The organism is Undibacterium sp. Ren11W, from assembly GCF_049340485.1.
Taxonomy (GTDB): Bacteria; Pseudomonadota; Gammaproteobacteria; order Burkholderiales; family Burkholderiaceae_D; genus Undibacterium.
Genome location: NZ_JBMPPB010000003.1, coordinates 335707 through 358740 on the forward strand (window position 1 = coordinate 335707; position 23034 = coordinate 358740).

Genomic DNA, 23034 nt, shown 5'->3' on the forward strand with positions numbered 1-23034 from the left:
ATCGACTTTGTAAGGCGTAATTTGCTTCATCTATTCCGCCGTATAAAATTCCAAATACAGGCAGCGCCAGCACGCATATCCAATGCGGCTCGCAGGCCAGCATGCTTGAAGAAGCGCATGGAATATGCGCGTTGGCAAGGTCGTTTTCTAAAACCGCTACGGCGCAGCTACATACGTGCGATTACGCGTTGCTAATCGCACCTACCGCTCTAGCCTTGCGGGTTGCACCCGCCCTATTTTTATAAAATTTATCCCATCGATACAAGTACTTACCATTAAGTTGGCAATAAGTTACCTATCTATGGTAATTTCTCGCTTCTATTACCATACGCGATTTCTATGATCTCGCCTACAATTCGGTCAGCTAGCAGCATAGGCTGGCATAAAACATCGAATAATATTTTTATCGGGAGCAAACAATGCAAGGTGCAGGCGGAACAGAAGGCGGCGTAGGCAAATTTTTTATTGGCCTGTTCATGATGTGCGGCGGCTTTTATATGCTGTTTAATGCAGTCATGGTGCAATCGAGTTTTGGCATGGGTTATGGCATGTACGGGGTGCAAGCCTTCGGTGGCAGCATCAGCATTACCAGCGGCATGATCATGATTCCCTTCATACTCGGCATCGCCATGGTGTTTTACAACGTCAAGAGTTTGCTCGGCTGGGTGTTAGCACTAGGCTCGCTGGGGGCTTTGTTGTTTGGCGTGATCGCCTCGCTGCACTTTAATTTACGCAATATGTCGCTATTTGAATTGCTGGTGATTTTGATTTTAGCTTTTGGCGGTCTGGCCTTGTTTTTAAGCTCTATGCGCAGCCAGGGCAAAGCCGGTGTGAACTAAACAGCTAGTCCTGACTCAAAAACAGCCTGATCTACCGCAATGAATCTTGCCAACGCATTGGAAACGCCATGACGCAATTACGTACTATCCTGAGCTTATTGAGCTTAAGCCTGGCGCTGGCGATGCCAGCTGCCAGCGTGGCCGAGGCCAAGAGCAGCAGCTCGGGCAAATCTAGCAGCTCGTCTTCTTTCAAGGGCGGCTTCTCGTCGCAGCGCAGCAGCTCTGGCAGTAGCGCGGGTAAATCATCGAGCACAAGCTCTGATAGCAGTGGCAGTAAAAATACCTCGTTTGGTTCGTTTGGTAAACGTAGCGACAGCGCTAGCTCTGGCAGTGGCAGCGATCAAAAATCTGGTTCGGCATTGAATAAGGATCTGGATCGCAACTCGGCCAACGCGAATGCGCTGAAAACCATGGATGCCAGAAATGCCGCCAATGCCAGCAACGCAGCCAACGCCAATCGCGGTTACGACAATGCGGGCAGCGGCGGTCGCGGCAACGACACGCAGTTTGGACGTTCGGCTAACGGCGGCCAGTATTCACCGCCGGTTGCGCCTCCGATAGCGCAACAGCCCATCATCATCAATAACAATAGCGGCGGCTCTAGCAATGGCTGGATGTGGTTTTTGTTAGGCCAATCCATGCATAGCCGGGCTCCGGCACCGAGCAACAACACTAGCCACAACGGCGGGCTGGAGCCGATCGACAATCGCAATGCAAATGCCGGCAGCGATGGTAGCGACGTGATTGCGTATGATAAATCCGATGTCAATGCGGCCGCGGGCGCAGCGCGACTGCCGGCCAGCGTCAAGCAAGATGAACCATCCGGTTTTATGCATATGCTGCGCATTTTATTTTGGACTGCGGTGTTGGGTGGCTTGGGCTGGGGCCTGTATCGCTTTTTAAATCGCGGCAAGAGTATGAAAAAATCCCCCAATTATTCACTAGGAAAGGTCTGACATGGCTTGGAACGATGCCTACAAATACGTACGTGGGATAGCGGCACGACACGGTATCGCCGAAGGCGAAAAACGCGAAGACCAGAGCCTGCCTCTGGGCGCGCGCATAGGCGGCATACTGAGTATGCAAATGACACCGTTTATTCACGCCAACACCAGTGGCTCGCTGATGCAGATACCGGCATTGGCAGACAATTTGATCAAGGCCGTGAGCCGCGTCGATCTGGATATGAAGGGCATGCTGTATCGCTATTACCTGTCCACCGGTGACGATGACAGCGCTGCGGATCAGGCGCAGGAAAAGTTTTTGCAGCTGTACCAGGATAGCGAAGGCAAGGTTAGCGAACTGATGTACTGCACCCGCTTAACCCGGATGATCCCGGAAAGCGCCGAAGATCAGGAGGCCTTCATGGGAAGCGCCGGCTATGGTCTGGGCGATAAAACCTATACGCTGTGGCGCGAACAACTAGCCGGGCTGGGTTGGGATGAGGCCGATCTGGGCGCGGTGTTTGGCGATGCCGATAGCCTCACTTACCAGCGCGATGCTGGCAACCCGGCGGCTGAATTTGTGCCGCCGTTTAAAGGCACGGAAACCCGTATCGATGATGCGGCTGGCGAACATGGCTTGAAGCAGCAAATCATCTTCATGCCATATAGCCGCGATGTGGCCGGCACGCCGGAATATTTATTGATCAGCACCGAGATTGTGGCGGATCAGGATGGCGATGCGACACGCCGTGGTATCCATGTCGACTTCATGATAGGCCTGCCTTTAGCGCAAGACCGTGTCGTGATTCAATAGTAAAAAGCAGCAGCACGAGCAGTAAGCAGGTAAAAATTTTTGCACCGATAAATGTAGTAGCTGGATAATTTTCTAATTCTTGAGGAAGTAAAAATGAGTAATTTAAATGGTTGGGGCCTGACAGCGCGTTTGATTTCTAAACATTTCGGTGTTTTGGGCGACAAAATTTCTGAAGCCATCGCCAATTTTGATCCGGAAACTGCGACCGAAGCAGATAGAGACCGTTTGGCCGATACGCTGCGCCAAACCGCGCAAAAGCTGGCGGCCGCGCGTGCCTCTTTCGACAAAGAACACGAGGATGTGGTCAAGCTGCGTAATCTGATCGCCACCGATGAAAAAGCGCTGGAAGTATTGGCCGATCGCCTCGCCACCGGCAAAATTTCGGAAGCGACTGTCACCATGTTCTGCGACGAACTGGAAGCGAATAAATCACGCTTGCCGGTAGAACTGCAAGAAGAGCAGGATGCGCAAGACTACATGAACGAACTGCAAAAAATCGTCGATGCGTTCTCCAAGCAATTGGCTGATTTTGATGCAGCGGCCAAAAAAGCCTTGCAGACTCTGGCCTCAGCGAATGCCCAAAAAGATTTGCAAGCGCTGCGTGCAGAACGCCAGAGCCAGTTGGCCGGGCTGTCCGGTTTGCAAGGCCATTCCAGCGCCTTGAATGCCTTAACCAAGCGCGCCCAAACTGTCAGCAATGAAGCAGCCGGCATGAAGATCGTGGCCGACATCGGCCAGAAGCCACTAGACCAGGCCGCAGAGATTGATGCCATCAGAAAATCTGTGGCACTGGGCGACACCAGCGGCGAAAGCACCATGGACAGACTGCGCCGTTTATCGGCAAAACCGGCTGACATTAGCGCAGCCTAAGCAGGCAATAGTTTCAGGCATTTTTTTAAGTATCAGCAAAAGCCGGGATCCGTCCCGGCTTTTTTGCGTATGATGACGCTAATTCACAGACTCAGGCGCTCTTTAGCGTAATCAGCATGCGTATAGCCGTCATAGGTTTGGGCGACATTGCCCAAAAAGCCTACCTCCCGATACTCACTAGTCTGGATAATGTACAGCTGGTTTTGTGTACCCGCAATGCTGAGCAGTTGCAGCAACTGGCACAAAAATACCGCATCGCTGCCACCGAGACCGACTACAGAAAACTGGCAGAACAAGGCGTACAAGCGGCCTTTGTCCATACCGCCACCGCTTCCCACCGTGAGATCGTGGCCTATCTGTTACAGCAAGGGATAGACGTGTATGTCGACAAGCCTATCGCCGACAATGCCGCCGACACCGAACAATTACTGGCCTTAGCCCAGGCCTGTGGACGCCTGCTAATGACAGGTTTTAATCGTCGTTATGCGCCCATGTATCAGGCGCTAGCCAGCCAGCCGCAACGGCAAGTAATCTTGATGCAAAAGAACCGTAGGTTTCAGCCTGCGCCTTTGCGCCAATTTGTGTTCGACGATTTCATCCATGTGGTCGATACCCTGTTGTTTCTGGCACCTGCCGCGGTAAGTGAAATGCAAGTGAGCGCCAACATCGTGGACGGATTAACGCGTCATATCGTCTTACATTTAAGCGGCGAAAATTTCAGTGCCAGCGGCATCATGCATAGAGATAGCGGGATCACAGAAGAAGTGCTGGAAGTGCTGAGCCCGGGGCAAAAATGGCGCGTCACGGGGATGCAAAACACCAGCCATTATGCGCAAGGCTTAGAGACTCAACAGGCATTAAAAGACTGGGATAGCGCGCTGTATAGGCGCGGTTTTCCGCAAATCATTCAGCATTTTTTAAGCCGCGTCAGCGCGCGCACGACACCAGCAACGCTCACAAGCGAGACCGCCGATAGCGATCTGGCCACTCACTTGATGTGTGAGCGCATCGTCAAGGCATTGGAGTAGACATCGCAAGTGCAGAGACGTCTACCGCAATCCAGGCTACTCGGATATTCACTAGCACCTACCCGCTCACGCATATCCCATGCGGGTTTGCCGGCACCTAGGCTGGAGACCCGCATAGAATATGCGTGTTGGCCTATACCTTAAAATTCTTCCCAATCATCCTTGGACTCGCTCGATGGCTTAACTGGTGCGGATTTGGCGGGAGTAGGTTTGCGCGCAGCGGCGCTATGCCCTAGTTGCGCTCTGCCGCTCGCGACGGCAGGTCGCGCAGCGCTAGTATGACGTTGCGCAGCCGGCTTGGCGGTCTGCACCGTTGTTGCGCTATCTAGCTTAAACACACCGACCACTTTGGCCAGATGATCCGCCTGATCTTGCATAGACTGAGCGGCGGCGGCGGCTTGCTCTACCAGAGCGGCATTTTTTTGCGTGGTATCGTCCATCTCGGTGACGGCTTGATTCACCTGATCGATGCTTTCGCTCTGTTCGTGGCTGGCGGCAGCGATCTCACTCATGATATCGGCCACCTGCTTGACCGAAGTGACGATCTTGTCCATGGTAGAGCCAGCTTCATCGACCAGCTTGCTACCGATCTCGACTTTATCGACAGAATCGCCGATCAGATCCTTGATTTCTTTGGCCGCACCGGCCGAACGTTGTGCGAGATTACGCACCTCACTGGCAACCACGGCAAAGCCGCGTCCCTGCTCCCCGGCACGCGCCGCCTCCACCGCCGCATTCAGGGCCAGGATATTCGTTTGAAAAGCGATGCCGTCGATGACGCTAATGATATCGACGATCTTACGCGAGCTGTCCTTGATCGAGCCCATGGTCAAGATCACTTGCCCGACCACGTCGCCGCCTTTGGTGGCGGCGTCCGAAGCGCTCACCACCAGTTGATTGGCCTGTCTGGCGTTATCGGCATTTTGCTTGACGGTAGCGGTCAATTCTTCCATGGTGGCGGCGGTTTGTTCCAGATTCGAGGCCTGGGTCTCGGTGCGTGAGGACAGATCAAGATTACCGGCTGCGATCTCGCTAGAGGCCAGCGCGATGGTATCAGTACTGACGCGAATTTCACCTACCGTCTTGTTGAGTGAGGCGACAAAACGATTAAAGGAATTGGCCAGTGCGCCTATCTCATCCTGCGATTCGACCGGCATGCTGCGACTCAGATCGCCGTCACCATCCGCGATCTCGCCCAGCATGTGGGCGGCGCGTGCTACCGGCGCGGCGATCGCACGGCTAACCAGCAATATCAGCAACAGGCCGACACCGCCGCCGACTAAAGCGGCCACCAGCGCGGCGATCGTGGTGCTGCGCATCACATTGCCCAGCACTTCGGCCTCCGGTACCTCGGCAATCACATACAGATTGAGTTCAGGCACAAAAGAAGAGGCGACGATTTGCTTGCCACCTAAGCCGGCGTAACTGGAACTGACAAACTTTTCGCCGCTCAGCAATTTATTGCTTAATTCCTGATTGAAGCCGGGCAGATCCTTAAGAAAATGTTTACCGTCAACCAGGGCGGGATCTTTATGGATCAGCAAAGTGCCGTTGGCGCGCACCAGATACACAAAACCGGAACTGCCTACGTGATAAGAACGTACGGTATTGGCTAAAGCATCGACCGACAGCCCCAGACCGGCCGCGCCCAATTTACCTTGCGCATCGAAGCGCGTATTGATGAATAACATGTAGGCACTGGAGCCAGCATCTTTGTCTATATCCAGCGTGTAGGGTTTGCCGCTAGTCAGAAAATCATAGAACCAGCGGTCGCCGGCACTCGCTTTGCTGAGCGTGCGATTGAGGCCGGCATCGGTATAATATTTACCGGTCTCGCCGGACACCCAAAACACCGTGGCGGCTTTGAATTTTGTTTTGATCTGGGTCGCATAACGCTGCCAGTTGGCGGCACCGGCGTCGGCTAATCCTTCGCTTTCCCAATCGAGCAAGTAACTGTTATTCGCGATACTCAGCGAGGTGGCCAGCGGTTCGCCGATTTGGCGCAAAATATCATTGCGAATCTCGCCCACCACGGCCGGTAATTCCTGGCTAACGACACGTTCGCGTATGCCCTGGCCGGTCATCATGATACTTAAGCTGGAAGAAATCGCCACAAACAACAACAGGCACAGTGTCATGCTGAGCATGAGCTTTTTTTGTATGGAAAAGCGACGCAAAAGGTTCACAAGAATCTCCTGGATATGGTGGACGACACGAGGGTCGCAAATTGACTAGAGATGACGCATTTTCTGAGAAATAGAAGTTTAAAAAAATAGGCTACAGCGAATACTGTAGCCCATCTTTAGGCTTTTGCCTTGTTTTACTTAAAACAGGCGTATCTTGCGTCGCCGATACTCACCGAGCCGGCTGGTTCTTTCCCAGCTTGCGCTCCGGATTGCTTCATTCACGATGCAATCCGGATCTAAGCCTTTAGCCGGCGCCCAGATAGATAAATTTAAACAGGAATACCGCAGCAATCACCCAGACTATCAACTTCACTTCCCTGGCGCGCCCGGTAAACAGTTTGAGCGCAGCGTAAGAAATAAAACCGAAAGCGACACCTTGTGCGATTGAGTAAGTGAAAGGCATGAACAGGGCGGTGATCGCGGCTGGCACGCTTTCTGTGGTATCGCTCCAGTCTATATGACTAAGTTCGCTGAGCATCAGGCAAGCCACATAAAATAAGGCTGGCGCGGTTGCGTACGCAGGCACGACACCGGCCAAAGGAGCAATAAACAGGCAGGCCAGAAACAAGATCGCCACCGCCACTGCAGTCAGACCAGTACGGCCACCGGCTTGCACACCGGCCGCGCTTTCTATATACGCAGTAGTGCTGGAAGTACCGAGGAAAGCGCCGGCCACGATCGCGGTACTGTCGGCCAGCAAGGCCTTGTTCAGGCGTTCCATCTTACCGTTGACCAACAGGCCGGCGCGGCTGGCGACACCCATCAGGGTACCGGTAGCATCAAACAATTCCACCAGAAAAAATACCAGGACCACGTTCAGGATACCAACTGACAAGGCACCCATGATATCGAGTTTGAACAGAGTAGGTTCTAGCGAAGGCGGCATAGACACGATGCCATGGAAAGTATTGCCACCGAAATAGAAACTTAAGACAGTGACGGCCAAAATACCGATCAAAATTGCGCCCTTAATCTTCAATCTATCAAGCGTCACGATCAAAAAGAAGCCGATGGCAGCCAGGATCACGGGAGCCTGATGCAGATCGCCGATACCGACCATGGTGGCAGGATTAGCGACCACGATACCGGCACTTTTCAGCGAAATCAGGCCTAGAAATAGGCCGATACCGACCGTAATGGCGGTGCGTATCGATTGCGGGATGCCGTTGACGATGATCTCACGCAATTTAAATACGCTGACCGCGACAAACAGGCAACCGGAAATAAACACTGCTCCCAAAGCCGCTTGCCAGGGTATTCCCATGCCCTTAACCACTGCATACGTAAAGTAAGCATTCAAACCCATACCCGGTGCCAGCGCCATAGGATAATTGGCATACAAACCCATGATCAGGGTGCCGATCGCGGCGGCCAGACAGGTCGCGACAAAGACCGAGTCCTTAGGCATGCCTGCATCGCCGAGGATGGATGGATTGACGAAGATGATATACGCCATCGTCAAAAATGTGGTGAGACCGGCCAGCAATTCGGTACGCACATTGGTACCGTTTTCTTTCAGTTTAAAAAATTTATCCAGCAGCGACACCTTACTCTCCTCAGTACCTGTTGCTACACCCTGTTGTATTGATTTTGATTCTTCAGCGACCAACATTTCTATCTCCTCGTTTTATGCTTGGTTCTGCATCGAAACGTCGATACAGACTTTCTTTGTTATTTGTCAGCGTTCAGACAATAGCCTAAAAACTTCGCATAAAAGTCTGCGCTATTTCAATACGTGATATCTGATATTGCTTATGACGTCCGATATTTGACGAAAAAAATCTAGCGTCATTTAGTCTGCACGCTGGCCTTAAAAATAATACGAATAATAGAGCGGGATTTAAGACTGTAAACCATAAAACAACAAGATCGCTTTCGCATTCTGACAACAGCGACAGAAAATTTCTGTTCAAGGCAGGCAACATCTGACCGCGCTAGCGAGCCGCCAGACGAGGTTTCATTTTTTCAACCAATAACCGGATTGTGTATAGATCAATTTTAGTGCATCGATAAAGAATCGGGTCTTGGCCGGTAAATGGCGCTGCTGCGGATATACCGCCACAATGTCATAGTCAGGCAAGGCGTAGTCGTCGAGTACCGTGATCAACTCGCCCGAGATCAGTTGCGCCTGGATTTCCCACGATGAGCGCCACGCCAGCCCCAGCCCTTCACAGGCCCATCGATGCAGCAATTCACCATCATTGCAATCGAGATTGCCGCTCACCTTGATAGTTAAGGGTTTGCCTTGATTCTGAAAATACCAGCCGCGCTGTTGCCCGCCCTGCAAATTAAAGGCCAGACAATTGTGTTGCGTCAGGTCGTCCAGCGTACGCGGGATACCGTGACGTTCAAAATAGTCTGGCGTGCCGCACACCACACGCCGGTTGCTGGCCAGCTTAACCGCCACAAAATTGGGATCGATAGCACCGCCTATGCGTATGCTCAAATCGTAACCCTCACGCACCAGGTCAACCACCCGGTCAGTCAAGTTAAAAGAAATCTGCACCGCCGGATTGGCCTTGACGAAGGCCGGCGCATGCGGTGCCACGTGCATACGGCCAAATGCCGCCGGGGCCGAGACAATCAGGTGGCCAGTGGCCTTGTGGCGACCTTCCGAAACGATCTGCTCGGCATACCCGAGGTCGCTCAACAGCTTGCGGCAATGATCCAGATACACCATCCCTTGCTCAGTCAGGGTCAGATGCCGGGTAGTTCTGTGCATGAGCTTGACGCCCAGGCGTTTTTCCAGTGCATCGATGCGCCGCCCCAACATCACCGGCGTGATGTTTTGCCCGAGTGCGGCACGCGCCAGACTGCCTTTTTCGACTGCATCAACAAAGGCTTCAATTTGCGTGAGTTTATCCATAAGGTCGATTATTCCATACTCTGAGTACCGAATGCAACGAGGTTTTGTCTTCTTATCAGAGCCCGGCTTTAACGCTAGCATGTCTGTCATCCACTCAGAACACTCACCAATCAGCTATACGGAGAACCCATGGCAAAGATGACAGCAGCACAGGCAGCCGCCTATGTATTGGAAAAAGAAGGCGTCACACAAGTATTCGGCGTACCGGGTGCCGCGATCAATCCGTTTTATTCAGCCTTGAAAAAACAGGGCAGCATCCAGCATATCCTGGCGCGCCATGTAGAAGGCGCTTCGCATATGGCAGAAGGCTACACCCGCGCGATTGCCGGCAATATCGGCGTCTGCATAGGCACCTCCGGCCCAGCCGGCACCGACATGATCACTGGCCTGTATTCGGCCCAGGCCGATTCCATCCCAATTCTTTGCATCACCGGCCAGGCCCCGCGCGCGCGCCTGTACAAGGAAGATTTTCAGGCTGTCGATATCGAGTCAATTGCCAAGCCGGTCACCAAATGGGCGGTCACCGTGCGCGAGCCGGCTCTGGTGCCTATGGTGTTCCAGCAAGCTTTTCACATCATGCGCTCGGGTCGCCCCGGCCCGGTGCTGATCGATTTGCCGTTTGACGTACAGATGGCAGAAATCGAGTTCGATCCCGACACTTACCAGCCACTCGAAGTCTACAAGCCCAAAGCCACCCGCGCCCAGATAGAAAAAGCCTTCGCTATGCTGAACCAAGCCGAGCGCCCTTTGATTACCGCTGGCGGCGGCGTGGTGAATGCCGATGCCGCCGCCTTGCTGGTGGAATTTGCCGAACTGACCGGCGTGCCGGTGATCCCTACCCTGATGGCATGGGGCGCAATTGCCGATGACCACCCTTTGATGGTCGGTATGGTCGGGCTGCAAACCAGCCACCGGTATGGCAATGCCACCATGCTGGCGTCGGATTTTGCACTCGGTATAGGTAACCGCTGGGCCAATCGACACACCGGCTCTATCGACGTATTTACCAAAGACCGCAAGTTCGTCCACGTCGATATTGAAGCTACCCAGATCGGCCGCGTGTTCGGCCCGGATTTCGGTATCGTCTCTGACGCCGGCGCGGCGCTGAAACTGTTCATCGAAGTGGCCAAGGAATGGAAAGCCGCCGGCAAGCTGAAAGACCGCTCGGCCTGGGTGGCAGAATGCCAGCAACGCAAACGCACTATGTTACGTCGCACCCATTTTGAAGAAATACCGGTCAAGCCGCAGCGCGTCTATGAAGAGATGAACAAGGCTTTCGGCCGCGAGACTTGCTACGTCAGCACCATAGGCCTGTCGCAGATTGCCGCCGCCCAGTTCCTACACGTGTACTACCCGCGCCACTGGATTAATTGCGGTCAGGCCGGCCCGCTGGGTTGGACTATCTCCGCTGCACTGGGGGTCTGTGCGGCAGATCCCAAACGCAAGGTGGTGGCGATTTCCGGCGATTACGATTTCCAGTTCATGATAGAAGAGCTGGCGGTCGGTGCCCAGTTCCATATCCCTTATCTGCACGTGGTGGTGAATAACTCTTACCTCGGCCTGATACGCCAATCGCAGCGCGGTTTCGAGATGGATTATTGCGTGCAGCTGGCATTTGAAAACATCAACGCGCCGGAACTTGAGGGCTACGGCGTCGATCACGTGGCGGTAGTTGAAGGCCTGGGTTGCAAGGCGATCCGCGTGCGCGATCCTGAGCAAATCCAGGCAGCATTTAAGCAGGCGCAAGCCTGGATGGAAGAATTCCACGTGCCGGTGGTGGTTGAGATTATTCTGGAGCGCATCACGAATATCTCCATGGGAACGGAAATTACCAGCATCAATGAGTTTGAAGAACTGGCGACCGAAGCCGGCCATGCGCCGACCGCAATTGCAGTGTCCATGTTGGATTGATAGCGCCACCTTATGTTTAGGACTTACGCAAAATTGTTCCAGCTAGGCGTAAAACCATTGGTGCTCGGGAAGCATCCCAGATAGGGGATGCTCGTTACGTCGGCAGACAATATATTGTCTGAATTCCCGACTACACCGTACCGCCGAAGGCAGTACTTTAGTACGACGAGGCGGATACAACGACGTTGGGGCGGTTTTGCGTAAGTTCTATGTTTAGGAAACAGGTCTCCCCGCCTGTCTCCGCCTTGCTCTCCCGGTTGTTTCCGGATAGGGAGAGGCAAGGATTATTTGAACAAAATTATCAATTTTCAAGAATTTTAAGGAATGACCATGACTAAACTAGCCGCCAATTTAAGCATGCTGTTTACCGAGCATGCGTTTATGGATAGGTTCGAAGCTGCCGCGCGCGCCGGCTTTCGCGGGGTGGAATTTTTATTCCCCTACGCCTTTCATGCCGATCAGATTGCCGACAAGCTCAATTTGTATCAACTCGATCTGGTATTGCACAATTTACCGGCGGGTAATTGGGAAGCCGGTGAACGCGGTATTGCCTGTCACCCGGATCGCATTGCCGAATTTAAAGAAGGCGTGGACGAAGCGATACGCTACGCCAAAGTACTGGGCGTTAAGCAGCTCAACTGCCTGGTCGGTATAACTCCCAAGGATGTCAGCCAACAAGCGGCGCAAGAAACCGTGATCGGCAACCTGAAATATGCCGCCGATAAATTGAAACTGGAAGGCATACGTCTGCTGATCGAGTCTATCAATACCTTTGATATACCCGGTTTTTTCCTCTCGCATACTCAGCAGGCAGTCGAGCTGATCGCGGCCACTGGCTCGGATAATCTGTTCGTCCAGTATGACATCTACCATATGCAACGCATGGAAGGCGAACTGATTAACACCATCAAGGCCAATCTGGCGCTGATCAAGCATGTGCAGCTGGCCGATAACCCTGGCCGCTTTGAACCTGGCACCGGTGAAATCAATTACCGCAACATCTTTACCCAACTCGATGCTATGGGCTACGAAGGCTGGATAGGTTGCGAATACAAACCCAAAGCCGGCACCTTAGATGGCTTAGGCTGGCGCGCTGCACACGGCGTTTGAGCAAGCTCAAAACATAAAACTTCTATCCACAAAAAATTCAGTACTTATTAACGGAGAAACATCATGGCAAAAATTGGATTTATAGGTTTAGGTATCATGGGTACGCCTATGGCAAACCACTTGCAGGCAGGCGGACATAAGCTGTATCTGCACGACCTCAAAAACCCGCCTTTCGAATTGATAGAGGGCGGAGCCACGGTCTGCACTTCCGGCGAAGAAGTCGCGAAACGGGCCGATATTATCATCATCATGGTGCCCGATACGCCGCATGTAGAAGCTGCGCTATTTGGTGAAAACGGCGTTGCTGCCGGTTTAAGTCCCGGCAAGATCGTGGTTGACATGAGTTCAATCTCGCCGATTGCGACCAAGGGTTTTGCCAAGAAAATCAATGCTTTCAATTGTGAATATCTGGATGCGCCGGTCTCGGGCGGTGAAGTCGGTGCCAAGGCGGCCTCGCTGACCATTATGGTTGGCGGCTCTGAGGAAGCCTTTGCGAACGTCAAACCGGTATTTGAACTGATGGGTAAAAACATCAGCTTAGTCGGCGGCAATGGCGATGGCCAGACCACCAAGGTCGCCAATCAGATCATCGTCGCCCTGAATATTCAGGCCGTGGCGGAAGCGCTGTTGTTCGCCTCCAAGGCAGGTGCCGATCCGGCCAAAGTAAGACAGGCCTTGATGGGTGGATTCGCCGCTTCACGGATACTCGAAGTGCATGGCGAACGCATGGTAAAACGCACCTTTAACCCAGGCTTCCGTATAGAGCTGCACCAGAAAGATCTGAACCTGGCCTTGCAAGGCGCGAAAGCGCTTGGTGTCTCCTTACCGAACACCGCGATGGTGCAGGAGTTGATGAATTCCTGCTCCGCCAACGGCCTGAGCGGTCTAGATCACTCGGCGCTGTGCCGCGCCATCGAACTGATGTCGAATCATGAGATTGCCCAAGCTTAAATAATTTTTGAGCCCAAGCCCGAACCTCGCGAACCACAGGGAAAAATTTCACTCATATGTTTTGCGGTTCGGGGGTAAATTGTAGGGTGCGCCTGGCGCACCTCACAAGACTAGATTTTCGTCCACGAAAAGCACGAAAGACACGAAAATTGAAAAAATGAGATTTGCTTGCTTTCGTGATTTTCGTGTCTTTCGTGGACAGCTCTTTGTATAGCCTGATTACCGTTTTTTGAAAGTTCTCCAGCATGACTACCCTAGCTCCCCGCCAGTTTTTACTCGATCTGTATGCCAGTGCCGTGAATGCGGTCAGTGCCGCCAAATGTCTGCCGGCGTTTTTGCCGGAGCCGCCGGCGCGCGGGCGAACGATCATCATCGGTGCCGGCAAAGGCGCGGCGGCGATGGCAAAAGCGGTAGAAGATCACTGGCCCGGTCCACTTTCTGGTTTGGTAGTGACGCGCTATGGACACGGTGCCGATTGCCGCCGCATAGAAGTGGTGGAGGCGGCGCATCCAGTACCGGATGAGGCCAGTCGGCGCGCCGCCGGCCGTATCATGGAAATGGTGCAGGGTTTGAGCCAGGACGATCTGGTGCTGTGCCTGATTTCTGGCGGCGGCTCGGCCTTGCTGGCCTTGCCGGCCGACGGCATCACGCTGGAACAAAAACAGGCCATCAACAAGGCCCTGTTAAGAAGCGGCGCGGCGATTTCTGAAATGAATTGCGTCCGCAAGCACCTATCAAATATCAAGGGCGGCCGGCTGGCACTGGCCTGCGCACCGGCACGCGTGGTGACCCTGATGATTTCCGATGTGCCGGGCGACGACCCAGGCATCATCGCCAGCGGCCCGACCTTGCCAGACGCCAGCACTAGCGCCCAAGCGCTGGCGATTTTGCATAAATACCAGATCGAGGTTCCGTCCGCGATACTGACGCATTTGCAATCCGGTGCAGGCGAAACCCCGAAGCCAGGTGATGCGCGTTTTGCGCGCAATAGTCAGCACGTGATCGCCACTGCGCAAGAGGCTTTGGTAGCGGCCGCTGCCAGCGCACGCGCCGCCGGCATTACGCCGTATATCTTATCGGACGGTATAGAAGGCGAAGCGCGCGATGTCGCCATCGTGCATGCCGCCATCGCCCGACAAGTGGCGAAACACGGTCAGCCTTTCCAGAAACCCTGTGTCTTGATTTCTGGTGGCGAAACCACCGTCACGGTGCGCGGTAAAGGCCGGGGCGGACGCAACGCCGAATTTTTACTCAGTCTGGCGGTGGCGCTAGACGGCCACCCGGATATTTATGCGCTCGCCTGCGATACCGATGGCATAGACGGCTCGGAAGACAATGCCGGCGCCTTGCTCGCGCCCGATTCAATCAAGCACGCCGAAGCGCTACAACTAAGCGCCAAGCTCATGCTGGAAAACAATGATGGTTATGGATTTTTCAGCGCCCTTGATGATCTGGTGGTGAGCGGACCTACCCGTACCAATGTTAATGATTTCAGGGCCATCCTGATACTTTAAATTTCTCGCCCCGCGCGCTAACTAGGGGCAATTTCCACTTATGCTTTTAGGCCAGCATGGCCTGGGGCTGAGTGCGTTCACAACTTTAATCAAGGACCATCATGCGACGTTTACGTAAAGCCAAAATAGTAGCCACCCTAGGCCCGGCCAGCAGCACAAAAGAAGCCATACAGGCGCTGTTTGAGGCCGGTGCCGACGTGTTCCGCTTTAACTTCAGCCATGGCAGCCATCAGGATCATCAAGCCCGTTGCGATTTCGTGCGCCAGATCGAACGTAGTAGCGGCCGCCCTATCGCCATCCTGGCCGACTTACAAGGCCCCAAACTGCGCGTCGGCCAATTTGCCGAAGGCAAAATCACGCTGGCTGACGGCGCGCCCTTTGTGCTGGACCGCGACCCTACTCCGGGCGATATACAGCGCGTGTGCCTGCCGCATCCCGAACTGTTTGAAGTCATCACGGCCGGCCAGTCGCTGTTGCTCGATGATGGCAAGCTGCGACTCGAAGTGTTGAGCAGCGACGGCAATAGTATCCGCACCCGCGTCATCAATGGCGGCGTCTTGTCCGACCGCAAAGGCGTGAATGTGCCGGACGTGGTATTGCCGATCCCGGCCCTGACCGAAAAAGACAGGCGCGATCTCAGCTTTGCGCTGGAGATGGGCGCTGATTGGATCGCGCTGTCGTTTGTGCAGCGCCCGGAGGACGTACTGGAAGCGCGTGCTCTGGTCGCCGGGCGCGCCTGCATCCTGGCCAAGCTGGAAAAACCGGCGGCGCTGGATCGCTTGGAAGAAATCGTCGCGGTCTCCGACGCCATCATGGTGGCGCGCGGCGACCTCGGAGTAGAGCTGCCACCGGAGCGCGTACCCGGCGTGCAAAAACGCATACTGCGGGTCTGCCGCCAGCACGGTAAGCCTATCGTGATCGCTACCCAAATGCTGGAATCGATGATCACTGCACCGGTGCCGACCCGGGCCGAAGCCTCGGACGTGGCCAGCGCAATTTACGACGGTGCCGATGCCGTGATGCTGTCAGCCGAATCGGCCAGCGGCGCCTATCCTCTACAGGCGGTCCAGATCATGGATAGAATCATCAGTGAAGTCGAGCGCGATCCCTTGTTCCGCTCCATGATCGATGCCCAGCATCAGGTCGCCTTACCGAACAAGGGCGACGCCATTTGCGCCGCCTTGCGTGAAGTGACCCAGATCGTCGGTGCGGTGGCCACCGTGACTTACACCAGCTCAGGCCACACCAGCCTGCGCGCCGCACGCGAACGGCCGATCGCCCCTATCCTGAGCATCACACCCAAACTGGCTACCGCGCGCCAGCTGGCGCTAGTCTGGGGCGTGCATTCTACGGTCAGCGCCGAGGTGCATGATGTCGATACCATGGTGGCAGCCGCTTGCCACACCGCCCTTAGCGAAGGCTTTGCCAAGGTCGGTGAACAGATCGCGATTACTGCCGGCATGCCTTTCGGCCAACCCGGCAGCACTAATCTGCTGCGCATCGCCGAGATCTGGCCGCGCTAACGCTGCACCTAGACAACACGCGTGCCGGGTTTGCCACCATTGCTGCCACAGTTGCTGCGCCATTTTCTGCACAGCGTCTTGACCAGTCTGGGGCAGATCTATTTCCAGAGTGCGCCATTGGCCGGCCTGGTGCTGTTGCTTTGCCTGTATCTGAGCAGCCCTTATATGGCGCTATGCGCTTTGCTGGCTGCCACGGTGGCGACGCTGAGCGCCTATGCGCCAGGTTTTTCGCCACGGCTGCGACGTCAGGGACTGTACGGCTTTAATGCGGCGCTAAGCGCGATCGGGCTATGCAGCCTATATCGCTACACGCCGGCACTACTGGGCTGGATCACGCTGGCCGGCATATCGAGCACCTTGCTGAGTCACGCTTTTTTGCGCTGGAGCACACTGCCGGTGCTGAGTTTGCCATTCGTCCTCGTCATGTGGCTAGCCGCCTACGCTGGCCCAACCACCGGCTTGCAGGCGCTCAACGCAGACGCCGCTAGCTCGGCCTGCAGCAGCGCAGTGCTTACCTACCCATTTTGCATAAGCGCAAAAATCGCATTCATGGAATCACCCGCGCTGGGCTTGCTAATACTGAGCACGGTGACGTGGCGGCGCTGGCAACTCGGTGCCTGGGTCGTACTCGGGGCCATGTTGGCCTGGTATGCATGGATACTCGGCGACAGCCTGTGGCCGCAAGCCATCAGCGCCACGCTAGCCACCGGCATCGGTGTCAATTGCATGCTGGTGACGCTGGCTTTAAGCGTATATCAGCGCGCCTGGATCTGGCGCATTCTGGCTTGCGGCTGGTGCATCTTGCTGTGCCTGATATTGGCGAAACTGGGCGTCAGCTATTTCACGCTGCCATTTGTATTGGCCAGCTGGAGCGCACTGGCACTGTCGGCACCGGTGGCGGCCCAAGACGGAAAAACCCAGCAAGCCGCAGCCGCATAATCAATATACTCCCCTATATTTTTATAGAAATCAGGTAATTGCGCAATAAATACGTGCGCTTTGAAAATATACTGGCGGCAGTATATTTTATAGGGCGATTTACCTGTAATTTCAGTGCGCCTTGTTTATCGCTATCAGCTATGCCGATACAGCACGAGAACGTAATAGGTAGGATTAGTGCAAGGTAATCGTCATTATGAATTTTAGTACAAATTACAACAACGAACATGCGTGCGATTACGCGACGCTAATCACACGCATGTTAATAAAATTTTAGCCCGACCTGCTAGCAAAACTAACGCGCCGCCTCGGCCAAGGCAAACGCCAACTGGTTGTGCCGCTCCATGATGACTGGCAGATCGAGCGTCGCCAGTTGGCCATTGCGTACCACTACGCGGCCATTGATGACGCTATAGGCGACATTCGACGGGGTGCAAAACACCAGCGCCGCCACCGGATCATGCCAGGCACCGGCAAAGCCGATCTGATCCAGGTTGAACATGACGATGTCGGCCGCCATGCCGGGTTTGAGGGCGCCGATGTCATCGCGATTGAGAACTTTGGCACCGCCCAGCGTGGCGACTTCCAGTGCCTGGCGCGCCGTCATCGCATCCGGACCGAAGCCTACCCTTTGCAATAGCATGGCCTGACGCACTTCACCCAACATATGACCAGAATCATTCGAGGCGCAACCGTCCACCCCGAGACCGACCGCTACGCCGGCATCGAGCATTTTACGGATAGGTGCGATGCCGGAGGCGAGCCGCATATTCGAGCAGGGGCAATGCGCGATACCGGTGCCGGTACGGGCGAACATATTGATGCCGTCGCCATCGAGTTGTACGCAATGCGCATGCCAGACATCGTGCCCGACCCAGCCGCAATCTTCGGCGTATTCGGCCGGTGTCATATTGAATTTTTCGCGGCTGTAGGCGATATCGTTGGCGTTTTCTGCTAGATGGGTATGCAAAGAGACACCGTAATGGCGCGCCAGCACCGCCGATTCGCGCATCAGATCGCGCGACACCGAAAACGGCGAACAAGGCGCGACCACGATGCGTTGCATCGCGTAGCGATTGGCATCGTGATAAGTTTCTATCAGGCGCCGGGTATCCTTGAGTATTGCCGCTTCATCCTCGACCACGCGATCCGGCGGCAGGCCGCCCTTGGATTGCCCTACGCTCATGGAGCCGCGCGCGGCGTGAAAGCGCATGCCGATTTTTTGCGCCGCTTGTATGCTGTCATCGAGCTTGCAGCCATTCGGGTAAATATAGAGATGATCGCTGCTAGTGGTGCAGCCGGACAGCATCAGTTCCGCCATCGCGGCCTGAGTAGACACATGGATCATTTCCGGCGTCAGATTGGCCCAGATCGGGTACAGGTTGGTCAGCCAGTTAAACAGTTCGCCATTTTGCGCCGCCGGGATCACGCGCGTCAGACTTTGGTACATATGGTGATGGGTATTGATCAGGCCGGGCATCACAACATGATTGCTGGCATCGATGATTTCATCGGCCGTCTGCGGCAAGTCGCTACTATTGCCGACTTGTTCAATCACGTTATCGCGGATAAAAATGGCACCGCCGGCAATTTCGCGGCGCTCGGCATCCATAGTCACTACTACGCGGGCGTTTTTAATTAATAAAGTTTTTGTCATGATAGGAGAGACACCCTATTTCTAGAATGTCGTCACGGTAAAGTAAGGAGTAAAAAAGCTTAATGATCGGAGCTGTGTGCCGCTGCCATCGCATAGTTCCTAATGTCTTCGACGCTGCCCTGGCCGTTGAAAAATAAATTGAGCATGACGGCACTAATGGTGGCCAGCAAGATGCCACTGTCGACTACGGTAGCGAGCCAATGCGGCATTTGCTGAAAAAATTGCGGCGCGACCAGAGGGATCATGCCAGCCCCAAAACTGATGGCGACAATGAACAGGTTATGCCGATTGTGATTCAGATCCGCATTGCCCAAAATCTTGACGCCGGTGGCGGCCACCATGCCAAACATCACAATACCGGCACCGCCCAGCACAAACACCGGTATCGATGCCGCCACATGCGCCATTTTAGGAAACAAGCCGAAAGCGGCCAGGATCAGGCCGGCGGCCACGCAGACATAGCGGCTGCGCACCCCAGTCACACCAACCAGACCGATATTTTGTGAAAACGAGGTGTAAGGAAAGGTATTGAAGACGCCGCCGATCACGGTCCCGATACTGTCGGCCCGCAAGCCATTGGCCAGCTCTTCATTGCTGATTTTCTTTTCTGTCAGGTCCGACAAGGCCAAAAACATCCCGGTCGACTCCACCATAGTCACTATCATCACCAGACACATGCCGATAATGGCACCCAGATCGAAAGTCGGCATACCGTAGTGAAACGGCGTCACCAGGGCAAACCAGCTAGCCTCGCCCAAGCCGTCAAAACTGACTTTACCCATGATCAACGACAACACAAAACCGAAGATCATCCCCAACAAGACCGAAATATTACCTAAAAATCCTTTTAGATATTTCGTCATCAACATAATCGAGACCAGTACGGCGAGGGCAACCGCCAGATTTTCCGGCGCGCCATAGTCAGGGTTGGGTATCATAGATTTAGTCACCATATCGAACATCGTCGGCTGGCCGCCGGCCGCCCAATTGATCCCCACCCGCATCAGCGTAATGCCGATCACGCTGATGATGGTACCGGTCACCACAGGCGGAAAAAACCTGACCGCACGGCTCATGAAGGGGGTAATGATCAGGCCAAAGATACCCGAGGCAATCACTGCACCGTAAATACTGAGTATGCCAAGGCTAGGGTTGTTTGCCATGGCCACCATAGGGCCAACCGCAGCGAAGGTGACGCCCATCATGACCGGCATGCGGATGCCGAATTTCCATATGCCAAGGGCCTGTATCAGAGTCACCAGGCCACAGCAAAACAGATCGGCGCTGATCAGATAAGCGATTTGGTCTTTGGGTAAATGCAGTGCGCCGCCGATGATCAGCGGTACCGCGATAGCACCGGCATACATCACCAGCACATGCTGCATTCCTAATGCGAATAGTTTTCCTGCGGGTAGTTTCTGGTCTACCGGGTGGGTTTTGGCTTGCATAGTCTCGTCCTTGGATTGTGGGTACACTGTTTCAAATTTGCTGCGATCATTCTCTTGTGGAATGTATCTGGCATAAAATCATATCTGTCTTAATAAATATTTTTGACAAGAATAGGTACTGCTACTTCATGTATCGCATGTGATCTCCTTGATGCTTCTTGTGTGCATTGCCATCGCCATAAACGATGCTGCGCAAGAAGCGGCCTAAACATTCAGTCACCGCTTGAGCGATACTGAGCCTGCACTGCAATCCGACAAAAAGTTCCACTTTGTCCTGCGCAGATACCGCAGGACTTATGTTTGAAACCAGTATTGTCGGGATAGATCCGCGTCGTAAAAAAATATCGCTAACGATATATTTTTGCGTCGCCTCTCACCGCCATCGCTGGCAGTAGCAGGCTCAAGCTCAGTCTTTTTATGACTGAAAGTGGCGCAAGAATTCCCTCATGATAAAAACCGCGATTTCTCTGCAGTGTTCATGAATTCCAAAGTCTTGTGGCAAGACGTCTTTTGCCACAACGGACAAGCTATTTGTGTTTCCTCCCTTTATTTTTCTCTCGTTGTGAGCCGAGTGTTCGCTGATTTTTAGTTGGGTTTAACTTGAAAATGACGCAAAAAATCCAGCAAGATCTGCGCCGAAATGTCGGCGTCGTCGGCAGTCATGGTTTCCAGCGGATTATGGCTGATACCACCATTGCCGCAACGCGTAAATAGCATGGCGACATCAGTTATTTTGGCCAAGGCCATGGCATCGTGGCCGGCGCCCGAGGGCAATTCAAATACCGGCACGCCGGCTCTGGCGGCGGCGGCGGCCAGTTGCTGCATCAGCCATGGCGCGCAGGGTGCGGCCGGTGCCGACATCGTCTTATTCAGATTCACTGCTATCTGACGGCGCTGACAAATCGCGTTGATCTGCTGCACGATATCGGCCACCGCCGCGTCGCGCGTGGCGTCGTCGGCAGCGCGGATATCGAGCGACAATTTACAGTTACCCGGGATTACATTCACCGAACCATTTGGTACTTGCAACTGGCCGACCGTACCGACCAGCGAGGGCACCTGTGCGCAACGTTGCTCGACATACAGGATGATCTCGGCCGCCGCCGCGGCCGCATCTTTACGCATATCCATAGGCGTGGTGCCGGCGTGGCTGGCGACGCCCGTCAATTCGACCAGATAACGGCAACTGCCGGCAATCGAGGTGACGATACCGACTGGCAGATCGCGCCCCAGCAAGACTGGGCCCTGCTCGATATGGACTTCGACAAAACCTAAAATATCGGCCGGATTGCGCGCGATGGCAGGGATAGTGGCAACATCGTGGCCGGCCGCGCTTAAGGCATCGAGCATCGTCACGCCATCGGCATCGGTTTTCTCTAGCAAGGCCAGGTCAAACTGGCCGATGATGGCATTGCTGCCGAGGAAGGTGCTCTTGAAACGCACCCCTTCTTCTTCCGAGAAAGCGATGATTTCAAAATGAAACGGTAGTTTCTCGCCGCGCTCATGCAAGTATTTAACGACGGCAATCGGTAGCAAGATCCCTTCGCGTCCATCGTATTTTCCGCCATTGCAGACGGTGTCGTAATGCGAGCCGGTCAGCAAGGTTTTAGCGTCTGGCTTATCCGACAGATAACGGCCCACAACGTTGCCGACCGCATCGATCGTTACTTGCATGCCGGCCTGTTTCATCCAGAGCGCCAGCTGATTAGCGGTTTTGCGATGCGCATCTGTCATGTAGGCGCAGGTCAGGGCATTTTCTTCGTCGCTCCAGGCGGCGATGGTTTCCGACCAGGCCATGATGCTGCGACCAAATTCCAGTCTGTAATCGAGCAAATCATTCAGACGCAGCTCGGCAATCCGGCTGATCTGGCGCAGGCATTCGGCCAGCTCATCGGCGCGCTGGTTTTTGCTGCGACGCGTGAAAGTGTTGATGATGGTCTGGCGCGTAAAACCCAGGCCGTCCGGCCCCTTCACCGCGATGATGAAAGGGAAACCGAATTTTTCTTTGTAATCGCGATTCAGTTGATGCAGGCGAGAAAATTCTTCGGCACTGCAATGGGTTAAGCCCGCCTGCGCTTGTTCGCCGGTCGATTCCTTGGTCAATTCACCGGCAATCGCGGCCTTGCCTGCTAATTCAGGATGAGCCAGGATCAGGGCAAGTTGTTGCTCTTCGCCAGCGTTGTTGACGACGGTTTGCATGGCTAGCTTCAACGCGGCCAGCGAGGCAAACGGGCGCTGCGCTGCGGCGCGTTGCGGTATCCACGGCGAGTGTTCGTAAATGCCATGCAAAATTTCAACGAATTCGCTTGCGCTTGCTTGGTTCAGGTAGTCCAGTGTAGTTGTCATGGGTTTGTATACTTGCCGTCAATTTTACTTAATGGGTACTGTTAGAAATTTAATTATCGGGATGCAGAGCAAGGCGCACAGCGGAGCA

Annotated in this window: 17 protein-coding genes; 11 read left to right on the forward strand and 6 right to left on the reverse strand. The window is 54.3% G+C overall.

All coding sequences use genetic code 11. The features are described 5' to 3' along the window. Positions 1 to 419 precede the first annotated feature (419 nt). The 5 genes from ACO0K8_RS10295 (at position 420) to ACO0K8_RS10315 (ending at position 4495) form a co-directional block, all read left to right on the forward strand. On the forward strand, positions 420 to 839 hold the full coding sequence (locus tag ACO0K8_RS10295) for a hypothetical protein (protein WP_422946555.1): 420 nt from the start codon (positions 420 to 422) through the stop codon (positions 837 to 839). Positions 840 to 907: 68 nt separating this feature from the next. Then, on the forward strand, positions 908 to 1795 hold the full coding sequence (locus ACO0K8_RS10300) for a hypothetical protein (RefSeq protein WP_422946556.1): 888 nt from the start codon (positions 908 to 910) through the stop codon (positions 1793 to 1795). 1 nt (position 1796) lies between these two features. Continuing rightward, on the forward strand, positions 1797 to 2597 hold the full coding sequence (locus ACO0K8_RS10305; protein WP_422946557.1) for a hypothetical protein: 801 nt from the start codon (positions 1797 to 1799) through the stop codon (positions 2595 to 2597). Positions 2598 to 2690: 93 nt separating this feature from the next. Further along, complete coding sequence (locus ACO0K8_RS10310) at positions 2691 to 3467, forward strand: hypothetical protein (RefSeq protein WP_422946558.1); 777 nt, start codon at positions 2691 to 2693, stop codon at positions 3465 to 3467. Positions 3468 to 3583: 116 nt separating this feature from the next. Beyond that, entirely contained in the window at positions 3584 to 4495 is a 912-nt protein-coding gene (locus ACO0K8_RS10315; protein ID WP_422946559.1) for a Gfo/Idh/MocA family protein, read from the forward strand. A 140-nt stretch (positions 4496 to 4635) separates the two neighbouring features. On the opposite strand, the gene ACO0K8_RS10320 is transcribed toward ACO0K8_RS10315, so the two are convergent. From ACO0K8_RS10320 to ACO0K8_RS10330, 3 genes are all read right to left on the reverse strand, one after another. After that, the gene (locus tag ACO0K8_RS10320; RefSeq protein ID WP_422946560.1) at positions 4636 to 6681 is read right to left on the reverse strand and encodes a methyl-accepting chemotaxis protein; all 2046 of its coding nucleotides are present in this window, start codon (positions 6679 to 6681) and stop codon (positions 4636 to 4638) included. Between the two features lie 244 nt (positions 6682 to 6925). After that, positions 6926 to 8227: an NCS2 family permease gene (locus tag ACO0K8_RS10325; protein ID WP_422946637.1), complete on the reverse strand. Its 1302-nt coding sequence runs from the start codon at positions 8225 to 8227 to the stop codon at positions 6926 to 6928. A gap of 411 nt (positions 8228 to 8638) precedes the next feature. Further along, positions 8639 to 9547, reverse strand: coding sequence for a LysR family transcriptional regulator (locus tag ACO0K8_RS10330; protein ID WP_422946561.1), 909 nt, complete (start codon positions 9545 to 9547; stop codon positions 8639 to 8641). A gap of 129 nt (positions 9548 to 9676) precedes the next feature. Between ACO0K8_RS10330 and gcl the strand changes: the two genes are divergently transcribed. From gcl to ACO0K8_RS10360, 6 genes are all read left to right on the forward strand, one after another. Next, the gene (gcl, locus tag ACO0K8_RS10335; protein WP_422946562.1) at positions 9677 to 11458 is read left to right on the forward strand and encodes a glyoxylate carboligase; all 1782 of its coding nucleotides are present in this window, start codon (positions 9677 to 9679) and stop codon (positions 11456 to 11458) included. A 330-nt stretch (positions 11459 to 11788) separates the two neighbouring features. Then, positions 11789 to 12568: a hydroxypyruvate isomerase gene (gene hyi, locus ACO0K8_RS10340; RefSeq protein WP_422946563.1), complete on the forward strand. Its 780-nt coding sequence runs from the start codon at positions 11789 to 11791 to the stop codon at positions 12566 to 12568. A 63-nt stretch (positions 12569 to 12631) separates the two neighbouring features. Further along, positions 12632 to 13519, forward strand: coding sequence for a 2-hydroxy-3-oxopropionate reductase (locus tag ACO0K8_RS10345; protein WP_422946564.1), 888 nt, complete (start codon positions 12632 to 12634; stop codon positions 13517 to 13519). Positions 13520 to 13764: 245 nt separating this feature from the next. Then, positions 13765 to 15033: a glycerate kinase type-2 family protein gene (locus ACO0K8_RS10350; RefSeq protein ID WP_422946565.1), complete on the forward strand. Its 1269-nt coding sequence runs from the start codon at positions 13765 to 13767 to the stop codon at positions 15031 to 15033. A gap of 101 nt (positions 15034 to 15134) precedes the next feature. After that, entirely contained in the window at positions 15135 to 16556 is a 1422-nt protein-coding gene (gene pyk / locus ACO0K8_RS10355) for a pyruvate kinase (protein ID WP_422946566.1), read from the forward strand. Positions 16557 to 16577: 21 nt separating this feature from the next. Then, positions 16578 to 17495: an urea transporter gene (locus tag ACO0K8_RS10360; protein ID WP_422946567.1), complete on the forward strand. Its 918-nt coding sequence runs from the start codon at positions 16578 to 16580 to the stop codon at positions 17493 to 17495. Positions 17496 to 17790: 295 nt separating this feature from the next. On the opposite strand, the gene ACO0K8_RS10365 is transcribed toward ACO0K8_RS10360, so the two are convergent. The 3 genes from ACO0K8_RS10365 to ACO0K8_RS10375 form a co-directional block, all read right to left on the reverse strand. Next, positions 17791 to 19152 (reverse strand): 8-oxoguanine deaminase, encoded by a 1362-nt coding sequence (locus ACO0K8_RS10365; RefSeq protein WP_422946568.1) that lies wholly within the window; start codon positions 19150 to 19152, stop codon positions 17791 to 17793. Positions 19153 to 19211: 59 nt separating this feature from the next. Beyond that, positions 19212 to 20600: a nucleobase:cation symporter-2 family protein gene (locus ACO0K8_RS10370; RefSeq protein ID WP_422946569.1), complete on the reverse strand. Its 1389-nt coding sequence runs from the start codon at positions 20598 to 20600 to the stop codon at positions 19212 to 19214. A 585-nt stretch (positions 20601 to 21185) separates the two neighbouring features. Then, a complete protein-coding gene (locus ACO0K8_RS10375; RefSeq protein ID WP_422946570.1) occupies positions 21186 to 22946 on the reverse strand; it encodes an allantoate amidohydrolase in 1761 nt (586 codons plus the stop codon). Positions 22947 to 23034 lie beyond the last annotated feature (88 nt).